The organism is Mucilaginibacter sp. (assembly GCF_965201005.1).
In the GTDB taxonomy this organism is placed as follows: Bacteria; Bacteroidota; Bacteroidia; order Sphingobacteriales; family Sphingobacteriaceae; genus Mucilaginibacter_A.
On sequence record NZ_OZ241747.1, the window covers coordinates 2162386 to 2177348 of the forward strand.

12 protein-coding genes are annotated in these 14963 nt (G+C 40.0%); 7 read left to right on the forward strand and 5 right to left on the reverse strand.

What is annotated here, in order from left to right; all coding sequences use genetic code 11:
* Positions 1-14 precede the first annotated feature (14 nt).
* The 5 genes from ACOFKR_RS10010 (at position 15) to ACOFKR_RS10030 (ending at position 5323) form a co-directional block, all read left to right on the forward strand.
* Positions 15-1043 (forward strand): homoserine O-acetyltransferase family protein, encoded by a 1029-nt coding sequence (locus tag ACOFKR_RS10010; protein WP_419800658.1) that lies wholly within the window; start codon positions 15-17, stop codon positions 1041-1043.
* 29 nt (positions 1044-1072) lie between these two features.
* A complete protein-coding gene (locus ACOFKR_RS10015; protein WP_419800659.1) occupies positions 1073-2272 on the forward strand; it encodes a homoserine dehydrogenase in 1200 nt (399 codons plus the stop codon).
* 153 nt (positions 2273-2425) lie between these two features.
* Positions 2426-3613 (forward strand): glycosyltransferase family 87 protein, encoded by a 1188-nt coding sequence (locus ACOFKR_RS10020; RefSeq protein ID WP_419800660.1) that lies wholly within the window; start codon positions 2426-2428, stop codon positions 3611-3613.
* The gene (locus tag ACOFKR_RS10025; protein WP_419800661.1) at positions 3610-4563 is read left to right on the forward strand and encodes a glycosyltransferase family 2 protein; all 954 of its coding nucleotides are present in this window, start codon (positions 3610-3612) and stop codon (positions 4561-4563) included. The genes ACOFKR_RS10020 and ACOFKR_RS10025 overlap by 4 nt, the downstream gene beginning before the upstream one ends.
* Positions 4544-5323: a polysaccharide deacetylase family protein gene (locus tag ACOFKR_RS10030; protein WP_419800662.1), complete on the forward strand. Its 780-nt coding sequence runs from the start codon at positions 4544-4546 to the stop codon at positions 5321-5323. Before ACOFKR_RS10025 ends, ACOFKR_RS10030 begins: the two co-directional genes overlap by 20 nt.
* Positions 5324-5351: 28 nt before the next feature.
* On the opposite strand, the gene ACOFKR_RS10035 is transcribed toward ACOFKR_RS10030, so the two are convergent.
* From ACOFKR_RS10035 to ACOFKR_RS10050, 4 genes are all read right to left on the reverse strand, one after another.
* Positions 5352-6086 carry a hypothetical protein gene (locus tag ACOFKR_RS10035; RefSeq protein WP_419800663.1) on the reverse strand — a complete coding sequence of 245 codons (735 nt, stop codon included), beginning with the start codon at positions 6084-6086 and terminating at the stop codon, positions 5352-5354.
* Between the two features lie 493 nt (positions 6087-6579).
* Entirely contained in the window at positions 6580-7956 is a 1377-nt protein-coding gene (locus ACOFKR_RS10040; RefSeq protein ID WP_419800664.1) for a dihydrolipoamide acetyltransferase family protein, read from the reverse strand.
* 30 nt (positions 7957-7986) lie between these two features.
* On the reverse strand, positions 7987-9231 hold the full coding sequence (locus ACOFKR_RS10045; protein ID WP_419800665.1) for a competence/damage-inducible protein A: 1245 nt from the start codon (positions 9229-9231) through the stop codon (positions 7987-7989).
* Complete coding sequence (locus ACOFKR_RS10050; RefSeq protein ID WP_419800666.1) at positions 9232-11988, reverse strand: putative LPS assembly protein LptD; 2757 nt, start codon at positions 11986-11988, stop codon at positions 9232-9234.
* Positions 11989-12133: 145 nt separating this feature from the next.
* Here ACOFKR_RS10050 and ACOFKR_RS10055 point away from each other — a divergent pair, with 145 nt between their 5' ends.
* A complete protein-coding gene (locus tag ACOFKR_RS10055; protein ID WP_419800667.1) occupies positions 12134-12892 on the forward strand; it encodes an N-acetylmuramoyl-L-alanine amidase family protein in 759 nt (252 codons plus the stop codon).
* A gap of 26 nt (positions 12893-12918) precedes the next feature.
* Positions 12919-13881: an MlaD family protein gene (locus tag ACOFKR_RS10060; RefSeq protein WP_419800668.1), complete on the forward strand. Its 963-nt coding sequence runs from the start codon at positions 12919-12921 to the stop codon at positions 13879-13881.
* Between the two features lie 153 nt (positions 13882-14034).
* Here ACOFKR_RS10060 and ACOFKR_RS10065 read toward each other — a convergent pair whose 3' ends face one another.
* Positions 14035-14946: a ribonuclease Z gene (locus tag ACOFKR_RS10065; protein WP_419800669.1), complete on the reverse strand. Its 912-nt coding sequence runs from the start codon at positions 14944-14946 to the stop codon at positions 14035-14037.
* Between the last annotated feature and the right edge of the window lie 17 nt (positions 14947-14963).

Consider the following 14963-nt stretch of genomic DNA (forward strand, 5'->3'; position numbering starts at 1 on the left):
CCTTGATTTCTTTAATGAGTTTACAAAAATTTACTTTCACCGATCGTTTTATTTTAGAGTCGGGTAAGCAATTACAAGGTTTGGAAATTGCATATCATACTTTCGGAAAATTAAATCCGCAAAAAAATAATGTGGTTTGGGTTTGCCATGCTTTAACAGCAAATTCTGATGTGTTTGATTGGTGGGCAGGCTTATTTAGCGAAAAATCCATATTCAACCCCGAAGAGCACTTTATCGTTTGCGCCAATATTCTGGGTTCGGCTTATGGCACTACAAATCCGCTCAGCATCAATCCTAAAACGGACGAGCCTTATTTTTTATCTTTTCCGGAAGTAACAATCCGTGATTTGGTTAAAGTACATCAACTGCTTGCCAATCAGCTTAATATAGAAAATATAGAAGTGTTGATCGGCGGTTCGTTGGGCGGGCAACAGGCACTGGAGTGGGCTATTTCGGAACCAGACCGGATGAGGCAATTGATTATTTTAGCAACAAATGCCCGGCACTCGCCCTGGGGCATTGCTTTTAATGAATCGCAGCGTTTGTGTATTTCTGCCGATCCAACTTTTTACAAAAGCCAGTTGCATGGCGGAAATAACGGGTTAAAAGCAGCACGCAGCGTTGCCTTGCTATCGTACCGAAACTATCAGACTTATTGCGCAACACAGGCAGAAACGGATGTTCAGAAACAGGGTTCATTTAACGCTTCATCCTATCAGAATTACCAGGGACAAAAATTGGTAAACCGCTTTAATGCATACAGTTACTGGTATTTAACTAAAGTAATGGATAGCCATAATGTTGCCCGAAACCGCATCAGTATAGAAAATGCTTTAGGTAAAATAACCGCCCGTACTTTGATCATTGCTATCGCATCGGATGTTCTTTTCCCGCCGGAAGAACAAAAATTACTGAACCGACATATCGAAGGTTCTGTTTTTGCAGAAGTGCAATCGCTTTTTGGCCACGACGGTTTTTTGATCGAAACGGACGCTATACGTAAAATTATACAGGCTTTTTTCAAAGTAAATTCAACACGGTAAATTATGCACAACTCCTGGCACTACAAATTATGAGTAAAAAATTAAATATTGGCATTTTTGGTTTTGGCGTTGTTGGCCAGGGCTTATACGATATTATCAAAACTAAACACCTCAACCTGGAAATCCTTCAGTTTGTGATCAAAGATGCAACCAAAAGACGCAGCTTGCCGCAACACTTATTTTCTACCGATAAAAACAGTATCCTCCAAAATCCTGAAATCAATACGGTTGTAGAGATGATTAACGATGCCGATGCTGCATTTGAAATCGTCTCAGCAGCCATGAAGGCCGGTAAAAACGTTGTTTCCGCCAGTAAAAAAATGATTGCCGAACATTTGTCGGAACTGTTGGATTTACAGCATCAATACGGTACTTCACTTTTGTATGAAGGTGCAGTTTGCGGCAGTATCCCAATCATCCGGAACCTGGAAGAATATTATGATAACGAACTGCTGCATTCTATTTACGGTATTTTTAACGGCTCTTCCAATTATATCTTGTCCAAAGGTTTTAATGATGGGTTGGATTATGCATCTGCCTTAAAACAAGCCCAGGATTTGGGTTTTGCCGAGACCGACCCAACGAGCGATGTTGGCGGATTTGATGCCAAATACAAACTGTTGATTACTGCATATCATGCGTATGGGATTGTGGTTGAACCGACCGCTATTTTCAATTCTGGGATTGAAAACATAACTATACAAGACATTCAGTATGCGAAGGAAAAAGACTTAAAAATCAAGCTTGTACCTTATGCGCAAAAGTTGAGCAACAAACAGGTTGCGCTGTATGTTTTGCCGCGTTTTGTGAGCAAAAGAGAGTTGCTTTATAACGTAGATTACGAATATAATGGTGTAATTGTGCAGGCTGCTTTCGCCGATCAGCAGTTCTTTTTTGGCAAAGGTGCCGGTGGTCATCCAACCGGATCGGCCGTACTTTCTGATATTACAGCTTTGCGTTACGATTATCATTATGAATACAAAAAGGCCGCCGAAACTGCGGGTTTACAGTTTACAAATGATATAATGCTGGAAATTTATCTGCGCTACAACCACGAAGATTTGGCTGATAAGCTGGGTTTTGAGCATGTAACCGAACGATTTTACTCCGAACGTTTTAAATTTATCATCGGAAAAATAAATTTACAAAATCTGATTGCTAATCAGCACCGTATATTACAAGACAACGCTTTTATTGCAGTTGCTAATCCAAGTTCATCTTCGCATTAGTAAATAGCTTAAAAGCACTGATTTAAGTTTTGTAGTAGATTTCTTTTATCAGCGTTGAAAGAGGTGCTCCTGGTCAGAGCCCTCTTTTTTTATTTACAGCCAATCTGCAAACCGGATTTACCGCATTTTTTTTATGTTTGTGATTACGCTGCGATGTCTGAAAAAATACTGCCTGCCTTTGTTGATTTCCTCCTGAAAAAAAGAACAGCACTTTTTTTATGGTTTGGGCTGAGCTTTTTTGTAGCCTTAAAACAAGCATTTGGGCATATCCACAACAATTATTTTATCTACAAATACACATTTTTCAACTTAATACATCAGCATAATTTGTACCTGCCCCAGCCGCAGCATTTCTTAGACCTGAACCATTACGGCCCGCTTTTCGGATTGTTTATTGCACCTTTTGTTTGGCTGCCAGATCATCTGGGCGCCTGCTTGTGGGTGATGTTTAATGCATACATTTTATATTTAGCAATTAATCAATTGCCAATAGCTAATCAGCAGAAAAACATTGTTTTATTACTTTGTTCACATGAGTTAATGACTGCTTCATTCAGCACACAATTTAACCCGTGCATGGCCGCTATCATTTTGCTAAGCTTTGTTTTTATCCGGCAGAAAAAAGATTTCTGGGCAGCTTGTTTGATTATTTTAGGAACCTTCATCAAGCTCTATGGAATTGTGGGGCTGGCATTTTTCTTTTTTTCAGAACAAAAACTCAAACTGATTTTTGGTTTGGCATTTTGGTCTGTTGTGTTTTTTTTACTGCCGATGACCGTTTCTTCCCCTAAATTTGTGGTACAAACTTATCAGGATTGGTTTCATGTTTTGGTAGAAAAAGATGCCCAAAATGCTACCTCAATGATGCAGGATATTTCAGTGATGGGATTGATACGCCGCATTTTTCATCAAAATTTTTCTAACGGGATAGTTTTATTGCCTGCACTGGCTGTTTTTGGTTCTTCCTATTTGTTCATTAATAAGTATAAAACACTGGCTTTTCAGTTGCTGATCCTGAGTTCTACCTTGCTTTTTACGGTATTGTTCAGTTCCGGTTCCGAATCACCTACGTATATCATTGCTTTTGCAGGGGTGGCAATTTGGTTTATAAACCTGGAGAAACCTTTGACCGTTTTGCAAATCAGCTTGATGGTTTTTGCTTTTATCCTGACCAGTTTATCGCCTTCAGATATTTTCCCCAAAAACATTAAAACTGAATATGTGGTAAAATACGCCTTGAAAGCTTTGCCCTGTTTACTGGTATGGCTGCATGTTGTTTATCAAACCTGGATCAGAAAGGCGGTTTTTTCACCCATAAAAACAGCATCCGTACCTGCATGAAAAAGTTGGTTTCTATCGTAGTCCCTTCCTATAATGAAGAAGGCAATGTGGAAACGCTTGCCCACAGGCTGATTGGGGTTTTTAGTAATTTGCCCTATCGTTTTGAGGTGATTTTTGTAGATGACGGCAGTTCTGACCACACATTGGATAAACTGAAAGCATTGGCAAATGTGGGCGACCAGTTTTTTTATCTGGAACTTTCCCGGAATTTTGGCCACCAAAATGCGTTAAAAGCAGGTTATGACCATGCTTCCGGTGATTGTATCATTTGTATGGACAGTGATTTGCAGCATCCGCCCGAACTGATACCGGAGTTTTTAGAAAAATGGGAAGAAGGCTACGATGTGGTTTATACAACCCGCGAATATGCCGACGAGTCAGCTTTTTTTAAACGCAAAACTTCGGATATTTATTACCGCATTTTAAACTCATTATCAGATACCAAACTTGAAAAAGGAACGGCAGATTTCCGGCTGATCGATCGAAAAGTTGCAAATATTTTGGCTCAAATGCCCGAAAACGGTTTGTTTATGCGCGGCCTGGTCCGATGGCTTGGTTTCCGGCAGTTTGCCATCAATTATATGTGCGATCCGCGTTTTTCAGGAAGCAGCAAGTACACATTTAAAAGGATGATCAATTTTGCAATTGAAGGCGTTACTGCATTTAGCGTCCGGCCTTTAAACATTGCAATTGGTATAGGCTTGTTTTTTTCTATAGCGGCCGTTTTATATGTTCCCTACATCCTGATCAGCTACTTTTCGGGCCACGTAGTTTCTGGCTGGGCCTCACTTCTGGCCACTATTGTATTTTTTGGCGGTTTACAATTGATGGTTTTAGGGATCATTGGCCTATATCTTGGCAAGTTGTTTATGCAGGCCAAAAATCGCCCTAATTATATAGTCCGCTCTTCTAACTTAGTAAAAATTAACCATGATTTTATTAAGCTTTGATATTGAAGAATTTGATATGCCGTTTGAATATGGTAAAACAATTTCTTTTGAAGATCAATTATCTGTTTCTACTGAAGGAACGCTCAGGATTTTAGCCTTGTTAAAGCAGCATCAGGTAAAAGCCACTTTTTATTGCACTGCAAATTATGCTTTGAACAAACCGGATATTATTGCTGAAATAGTAAAAGACGGACACGAGATTGCCTCCCATGGTTATTACCATTCTGACTTTAAAGTGGAGCATTTAAGGCAATCAAAAGAAGCATTGGAAAACCTAACCAGCCAAAAAGTTACGGGTTATCGTATGGCCAGGATGATGCCGGTAGATGAAAAAGAAATTTATGCAGCCGGTTATATGTACAATTCATCCATCAACCCAACATATTTGCCAGGCCGGTACAACAATCTGCATCGTCCTCGCACATGGTTTTATCAGGATCAGGTTTTACAATTACCATCTTCTGTTACACCATTTGTCCGTTTTCCGTTGTTTTGGTTAACGTTCCACAACTTGCCGATGGTTTTAATTAAATGGATGTGCCAACAGACTTATCGCAAAGATGGTTATCTTAATCTGTATTTTCATCCTTGGGAATTTACGGACCTGGATCAACCTGCACGTTTTAATTTTCCGGGATACGTGGTAAAAAATTCCGGAGAAGCATTTGTCAAAAGAATCAATAATTTGATTATTTGGGGGAAATCCAAAAATTACATTTTCGCAACTACACAGGAGTTCATCCAAAAAAATAACAAATAGTTTTAAACTATTTGTTATTAGTTAATGACTATTTAACAATTTCCCTTCTGAATTTCTTGATTATTGCTTCAATTATTAAAATATCTTCTTCTTTTTCTAAATTAAGCGTTGTATAAATGCCTGGTCCGGATAGCTTTATCTCATAACAATTTGCCACAGAATCCAATTTTATAGGGCTAAAAGAAGCATCGGGCTGAAGCGATTCATCAGCTTTGGTACTTTGCATATTTTGCTGAATTTCCGGCTTGGACTGATTAACTGGTGACGGACTTTCTTCTTGCGTTTTATTACTTTCAGAATCATCCGCTACTTGATTGCCATTTAACAAACCACAGGTTTTTAAACCATCTTTAAAATAACCCGCCACCCTGCCAGCCGTGGTTTCTTCTACTTCAAACTCCCGGATTAAAATTTTATCCAACATTTCTGCCGGAAGTTCTTTGCCTTTAAACCGCTCAAACAGAATTGAAAAGACCTGCGGTGCCAAAAAAGACTTTTTCAGAAAATTTAATTGCTCTGTGTTGGAATAAGCATGTTTGATGAGTTTATAGTTTTCCGAAGTTGAGATAGTCCCTTTGTCAATACCTACCAAATTAAACTTTTGTGCCGATGAGATAATCACCATAAAACCACCACTGATTTTGCGCTGCATTTTTTCGGCACAAGTTTCAACAGAACTGTTTCCGCCTAAAGCATCAACCGCATCTGCCAAAGCAAATGCTTTTTGAAATGATGCTAAAGGGTAGTTTAAGTTTTTTGGCATAATTATTAATAATTAATTTATAAATTTATTACACTAAGCTAAACTAATCAAAAATAGTTTAAATAGTAATAAATAAGTTTATCGTAATAAACTAATGCTGTGTTTCGATGATTTTTGTTGGATAAAAACAGTATTTTTAATAAAAATGTGCTAATGCAAAATCAAAAACTTAAACTGATCCTAACAGTCTTTTTTGTAACATCAATAGTGGCCAGTAGTTGTTCTAAGCAGCAATATAGAGCCCGTAGCAAACACTATCCGCACGAAAAACCCAATAAATATTAAGAGCCTGTTTAAAATTTATATCAGAAAAAGTGCAATGCTTTTTTTACCCTATAAAATTTAGTGTCTGAATTGGTTTTAAATAAAAAACTTACTATTTTTTAGGTCATAAAAGAAGTATATAAAACCAATTTTAAACAGGCTCTGAATATATCCTTGAAAATGAAGATAAAAATTTGGGTTTTTTTCTCAAAACTTGCTAAACGAAGTATCAGATCGTTCGTTTGATGTCCCAGTTTTCAAGGTAATCTGATATTTTTTTGAGGAACATGCCGCCCAGTGCACCGTCAACAATCCGGTGATCGTAAGATAACGACAGATACATCAAATGCCGGACAGCAATCATATCACCGGAAAGGGTTTCTACCACGGCCGGTTTTTTCTTGATGGCACCGATAGCCAGAATAGCAACCTGCGGCTGATTGATAATTGGCGTTCCCATGAGGTTGCCGAAAGAACCGATGTTGGTAATGGTGAATGTGCCGTCTTTCACTTCGTCTGGCAGCAGTTTGCCCGCACGGGCACGGCTGGCCAAATCATTAACCTTTTTTGCCAAACCCAGCAAACTCAAATTATCTGCATTTTTTATCACCGGCACAATCAGGTTTCCGTTGGGCAAAGCCGTGGCCATACCAATGTTGATATTTTTTTTGCGGATGATCTGCGTGCCGTTTAAAGAAACATTGACCATCGGCATATCTTTCAGGGCTTTGGCAACGGCTTCTGCAAAAATCGGTGTAAATGTGATTTTTTCGCCTTCGCGTTTTTCAAAAGCGGCTTTGTGTCTATCGCGCCACTGAACCAGATCGGTAACATCGGTTTCAATAAAAGAGGTAACATGCGGCGATGTTTGCTTACTGATTACCATGTGGTCGGCAATCATTTTCCGCATCCGGTCCATTTCTATTATTTCATCTCCATCAGAAACTACCGAAGCTGAAACCGGTTGTTTTTCTTGGTTTAATTGATCCTGAACTTCTGGCTCTGTTGCGTTAAAATACTGTTGCTTAACCGTTTCTTTTGTTTCAGGTTTTTGCTGAAGATATTTTAGCAAATCATCTTTAGTCAACCTTCCTTCTGCGCCAGATCCGGACAGACTATCCAATTCTTCCTGCCTAATCCCTTCCTGCGCGGCAATACTCCGCACCAAAGGAGAATAAAAACGGATATTGTTTGATGCGCCAGCTGATGGGTTTTCAGGCTGTAAAAAGTCCATTCCGGGTATTTCTGCCGATGCTTCTTTTACCAGTCCTTTTTCTGCCGATGCTTCTTTTACCACTGTTTTTTCAGGCTGCGCGGTAACTGGCGGTGTGGCAGGTTGTACAAAATTGGTTGAGTTTTCTTCGACTTCAGTTTCAATTAATGCAATAACATCGCCCACCTGCACCACTTCATCTTGCTGAAATAAAACTTTGCTGAGCGTACCTTTTACCGGCGAAGGCACATCAGAATCTACTTTATCAGTTGCAATTTCTACCACAGCGTCATCCGGTTCAATCATATCACCTGGTTTTTTAAGCCATTTAATAATGGTTGCTTCGGCAATGCTTTCGCCCATTTTTGGCAGCAGTAATTCGTATAAAGCCATTCTGATATTTTGGTCGGATAAAATTACGTTTTATTTTGATTCACGCAGCAACTGCAGCAAATCGATCATCGCACGGGTTGCCGTTCGTTCAATATTCTGGATGCGTTTATTACCGAAAACATACCTTTTAGCAAGGGTTTTCTCCTGATTGGCCACTGCGATCCAAACCGTGCCAACCGGTTTTTCGGGCGTACCGCCATCCGGACCGGCAATCCCGGTAACAGCTACTGCATAATCCGAAGAGAAAGTGCGCAATGCACCTTCTGCCATTTCACGCACGGTTTCTTCGCTCACGGCACCGGTTTCCCACAAAGTGTCCGGGTTTACGCCAAGCATCCGCTCTTTCATTTCATACGAATACGAAACCGCTCCTCCCAAAAACACGCTTGATGCACCCGGCAAACTGGTGAATAAATGCGCCAGGTAACCGCCGGTACAGCTTTCGGCCAGCGATAAAGTTTGCTTATTTTTTGACATTAAAAGAAGTATCGCCTTTTCCAGCGGGATATCTTCTGTTGCCACAATCGTATCGCCCAGCCTTTTGGTTATTTTTTTGGTTTGAATGGCCAACGCTTTTTTAAGCTGATTTTCATCTTCGCCATAAGCACTTAAACGCAAACGCACCACACCCAGTTTTGGCAGGTAAGCCAGCTTGATTTCCGGCGGCAGCTGATCTTCAATATCAGCAATGCGTTCGGCCAGAAAAGATTCGCCCTCGCCAGCGGTCAAAATGGTTTGATGGATGATTTTTGGCAGATCAAACGTTTCTTTCAGTTTTGGAATCACTAAATCTTCCATTAGATACATCATTTCAAACGGAACGCCAGGCATAGAAACAAAAACTTTTCCATCTACCTGAAACCACATGCCGGGCGCAGTACCGTTTTTATTGAACAAAACTTCGCAGTTTTCGGGCACATCAGCCTGCCGGATATTTACTTCCAGCAGCGGCCGGTTGTATCGTTCAAAAATATTGGCCACATTGTCCAGCGTTTGCTGATCGCGTTTCATGCCCACACCAAAATATTCGGCAAGAGTGGTTTTGGTGATGTCGTCCTTTGTTGGGCCTAATCCGCCGGTTATCAAAATCAGATCGGCCCGACCGGATGCTTCTTTTAGGGCAGAAAAAATGTGCCCGCGATCATCAGAAACAGAAGAAATTTGTTTGATGCGGACACCAATGGCATTTAGTTGCTGCGCCATCCAGGCCGAGTTGCTATCGATGATCTGCCCGATCAGGATTTCATCGCCAATCGTTATAATTTCTGCTAACATTTAATAATTGTTATAGTAATCTTTCCGCTTGTTCAGTTTCAGCGTTTGTAAAATACTGGCTTTTACGCGCAAATCAACACTGTAATATTTGTAATAGCCAAACGGAATCCATTGAAAAGCCAAATCCCAGCAATGCAGATCACGATAAATGGACAAGGACGTCGTGCTGATTTTGCTCTGCCTGAAATCATAACCGGAAGTGTATTGCAGCTTCCATTTCGGTGTAACGTTAAAATCGCCGTTTACGTTTACGGCATTGCTGATGGACGTAGTAACACCAGAGTTAAAATAACTGAAATTATAATTCAGGGAAACATTCCAGGGAATGTTAAAATCCACAAAAGCATTTGGGTCGCGGTTGATCATGGCCAATTGCCCGGCCTGCTGCGCGTTCATGCCTTGCAACGTATTTAGGTTATTTTGATTTTGGTTGCGCTGCTGTCGCTGGTTTTTGGCCGAATTAGAGTTTAAGCTGAAATTGGATGAAATGGAAAATGATGATAATGTAGGCAACTTGCCGGTAGCTAATGTATATTGATTGATCACCCTGGCATATTTTACAATTTGCCCGTTGGAAATAGAATCTTTGACAATTGTTGTGTAAGGGTTGAATACAGAACTGAAATTGATGCCCAGTTTTTGGTTGAACAAAGCCGTGCGCCCGCTAACACTGATCGGCGAAAGTTTCAGGGAATCGGCCACAATGTTATAAAAGGTAGAAAAAGTAAGCCCCTGTAGAATCGGGATTTTCCGGTCGGCATTGGTGGTATCGGTACTTTTGGCGCGTACTTTTGCTTCTACGGTATTATCAACACTTAAAGCTATACCGGCAGATCTTCCGCCGGAAGGGCCCTGATATAAAGAATTATCAAAAATAGAATATCGGGTGGTAGCATACGGATACGGAATGGCCGGATTGCTTACCACATTTTGAAAATAACCGTAAGAATCGTTATTATAATCAGGCCGATATTGAAAACTCAGTGAAGGCGTCATTACATGGCGGATCGCTAATAGTTTACTGTTCTTAAAATTAACCGTTCCGTAAACTTTGGTAGACAAACCGGTACTTACGCTATAAGACCCGGCACGGCGAAATCCCGGAACGGTATCGGTAACCAAAGAATCTACACCGGTTGTGTTGCCGCGTGCATAGCGTTTACGGATGGTCTGCAGGTAATCTACCTCATTATAATTGATACTGGAAGAAAACTGAAAATATTTAAGCACATTTAAACTCAAACTTACCGGAATAGTTTGCTGGAAACCATTTTGAAACCGCTTAAAAACCTGTTTGGTCAGAAACTGAGATTCGGGAATGGCCGTAACCCGGTTATCGCCCGTTAAAGTATATTGTACGTTGATGCGCTGATACCACTTTTGCTGGCCAACCCGGGTTTTAGAATCAAACGGGTTGATGCTGGCCATATTAAAAGTAAAACTTGGCAAATCCAGCGTAATGGTTTTGGTGGACAGTTGCTGACTATGGTTGGCACTGGCCGTAAAATTGAACGGTGTACCCGCCCAGGTTTTGCTGTACGCAACGCTTGAACGTAAGGTATTTTGTGTTAAAGCTGTTAAATTATAGTTAACGTTACTGGCATTATTGGAGTAATAAGTTGATGTTCCGGCATTAACAGAAGCACTGAAAGTAGTACCCGGATGCGCATTGGGGTTTTGCGTGTGTGACCACCGGATGTTGAAATCTTTGGCGGCTGGATCTGTTTCCAGACCATATTTATGATAACCAAAACTCAATACCAAATTGCCTGAATATCTATACCGGTCGAAATAACGTGCATCACTGCTCAGTTCAAATGATCCTTTTGAGTAGATAGAACCGTAATTGGTCAAATCAAATTTATCACCAAAACCCATATAATAGCCAAAGTTGCGCAGGTTAAAACCCAGCGTGGCATCTTCCCCAAAAGAGGGCAAAATGATGCCGGAAGTCCGCTTGTCTGGTTTCGGGAAAAAACCGAACGGAATGGCAACAGGCAGCGGCACGCCTTCAATTTCCAGATAAGCCGGGCCGGAAATAATCTGGTTCTTCTCGGCGATACCTTTTGTGATCACAATACCGAAATGCGTGTCCGGATAAGGCAAATTACAGGTGCTGAACAAAATATTGCGGTAAGCAATTTCATCTTCGTTCAGTTTTTTGGCTTGTCCGCCCGAAATATAATTGCCCTGTTGCTCGGAAAAAGCCTGATATATTTTTGCTTTTTTGGTCACATAATCAAACACTAAAGAATCTGCCGTGACCGGACTGTCGTTTTTTTGCTTGAGGATGGGTTTGCCGGAATAACGCTTAGTTTTCGGGTTCGTCGTTCCACGTGCGTAAGCCGTATGGTTTTTTTGATCAAGCCGGATGTAATCTGCATCGATAGCCGCATCTTCGTAAGTAATGCGGGCTTTGCCATACAGGTAAACAATATTCTTTTCCTGATCGGTAACAATAGAATCTTCGGCTGTATATTTTACGGTAGAATTTAAACCGTTTTTGGATTTATTGGTCGTATCGGTTTTTGCTGATGCTGTTTTTACACCTGTTTTTTTGGTGGTTTTTCTTTTTCCCGGAACAGTATCTTTCTGCAACAAAATACGATCACGCTTTTTGAAAGAATCAAGCTGGATTACTGTATCGGCTGTTGCAGGCTTATATTTTTTTACAAAACGCGTAATGGAGAAAGAAAAAGCAGAAAAAAAACAAATTGTGACGAGCAGTACAGGAAAAAGAAACTTTATAAATCTCAAAATCGATTTTGAATATTATTTTTGCAAATGTATGTTGTGTACGGTCTCAAAATTAACGAAAATTAAAACATTGAAAAGGCTCATTTATTGTTTAACGTTTTTTAACCTTTTTGCCAGCAGTACTTCTTTTGCCCTTGAAAAATCAATGCCAGCTGATACACTTGCCGAAAAACGCTTCAAGCTCAAAACAATTGTAGTTGATGCCGGGCATGGTGGCCGCCGCGCCGGTGCTGCAGGTTCGTTTTCATTGGAAAAAGACGTAACGCTTGCAATCGCATTTAAGTTACAAAAAGCGATACAGCAGCAAATGAGCGACATTAAAGTAGTGATGACGCGCACAGATGGTGAAGATGTGGACTGGCAAAAACGATCAGACATTGCCAATGAAAACAAAGGAAACCTTTTTATTTCCATACATTGCAACTCTTTGCCGGATAAAATTGTAACCGTTCGCGGAAAAAGGACACGCGTTGCCAATCGTTCCGGTAAAGGTGTTCTGCTGTTGGTTTATGGTTTCCATCGTACTAAAGAAGAAGAAAAAGCCATCCGCGAAAATTTGATGGACGAAAAAGATTCTAAAGAAATGGACAGTAGTTTTGACCCAACTGACCCAACTTCTACCATTTTATTAAACGCTTATAAAAATAAATATCGTAAACAAAGCATCCGTTTTGCTGATTTGCTCAATAGTGAGTTTGTAGAAACGGATGGCCGCCACAGCAATGGTGTAATTGAGCAGGGTGTGCTGGTTTTATGCCATAGTGCAATGCCATCGGTTTTGGTTGAGACTGGTTTTATCAACAATCCGGATGATGAAAAATATTTGAACTCAGAAGAAGGACAAACTGAAATTGTAAACTCCATTGTACGGGCAATTGTAAAATACCGCAAGGAAAACGAATAAATCAAACTATATTAAAACCCTCTATTTTGAAAATATCAAACGAAACAAAAATTGGCGCACTTACAGCCATTGCAATTACGGTACTTATTTTAGGGTATAATTTTTTACGCGGTAACGATATTTTTTCGAGAGAGCAGCTGTTTTATGCGATCTATAGCCATGTGGACGGACTAAACGTTTCTAAACCGGTGCTGGTGAATGGTTTTCAAATTGGCCGTATTTCCAACATGCGTTTGCAGCATAGCGGTAAAACAGTTGTCGAGTTTAAGATCAGTAAAGATTATCCTATCCCGGAAAATTCTGTGGCAAAACTAATCAGCACAGATTTGCTTGGGAACAAAGCTGTAGAATTTGAACTCGGAAACAGTGCGGTATTTGCAGAAAATAAAGATACTTTGCGCTCTAACGTTGAACGTAGTTTGGCAGAGTCTGTTCAGCCGGTACAAAAAAAGGTGGAAACAATTATTGCCAAAATGGATTCGCTGCTCACTTCTGTAAACACCATTTTAAATCCTGGTTTTGCAAATAATTTTGACCGCAGCTTTAAAAGTATTGCAAATACGCTGGCCACATTAGAAAGTACCAGCAAAAGAGTTGATGGTTTGGTAGGCACCGAAGGCGGCAAAGTTGGTAAAATCCTGTCAAACTTTGAATCTATATCTACTAATCTGCGAAACAATAATGACCGCATTGCCAGGATTGTGTCCAATTTTGATAAACTGAGCGATCAGGCCGCTAAAGTAAATATTCAGGAAACTTTAACAAATGCCAATAAAGCAGTTTCGGATCTGCAGGTGGCAATCAACAAAATCAACAATGGTAAAGGTTCGCTTGGTTTACTTTTGAACGACGATAAAATGTACAATAACCTGAACAATGCAGCAGAAAGTCTGGATAAATTAATTGTAGATGTTAAAGAAAACCCAAAACGGTACATTAGTGTAGATTTCAGCCTGATCCAGATTGGTGGAAAAGGAAAGAAAAAATAGTTGAGGCCCCGTTCAAATTCTGACCGATATTTTACATGCTTCTTTTATCACCTAAAAATTGCTAAAGTTCATTTTCAGTTTTGTGTAATGGTGATTAAACCACCAAAATTACAGTGCTAAAAGAAGCATCAGTTTTTTAAAAGCAGGAATTAATTATACAACATAAGTTTTTCCTTCTATTGCGAGGTCTGTATTTAAAAATACAGACCTCGCTTCGTTCAGTAGATCATCCAAAGTTTTGTACCGTGCAGAAAAATGGCCTATCAACAGCTTTTTTACATTTGCTTTTTGAGCAATTTCCCCTGCTTGTAAAGCTGTAGTATGATGTGTTTCCTGAGCGCGGATCAGCAGATCATTTAAAAAAGTTGCTTCGTGATATAGCAAATCAACTTTCTGTATTTGAGGCAGATAAGAATCATTAGCTAAAGTATCAGAACAATAAGCGTAACTTTTAGGGTCATCCGGTTTGATTGTCAACAGATCATTCGAAACAATTTTACCTTGTTCTGAAATAAAATCTGCACCTTGTTTCAACTTAAAAAACTGATTTCGCGGAACCTGATAATTTTCCAACTGATGCGCATCTAATTTTAACAAAGGTTTTTTTTGTCGAAAAACGAAACCGGTACAGGGAATGCGATGGTTAAGGATAATTGTTTCTACAGTAAGGTCATTATTGTCTAGGATGGTTTCCGGACGTTTGGTTTGAGTGGGGTAAAATTCAATTTCGTAGTTCAGGTTTGTCCAGGAATACTCAAAATGGACATTTATTATCTTGATCAAATCCGGCGGCCCAAACAGTTTCATTGGTTTTTTCCTGCCGTTTAAATGCATGGAAGACAACAAACCGATCAGCCCCAAATAATGATCTCCATGCAAATGACTGATAAAAATATGATCTATTTTGCCCGGTTTTACATCAAAACGCAGCATTTGCTGTTGTGTACCTTCGCCGCAATCAATCAGATAAACACGTTCATTAACGTTCAAAGCTTGCGAAGTAGGATTTCTGTTGTATATAGGTGTGGCAGAGCTGCTTCCTAAAATCGTTACCTCAAATCTCATTTTCAGCGCAAGCAGAA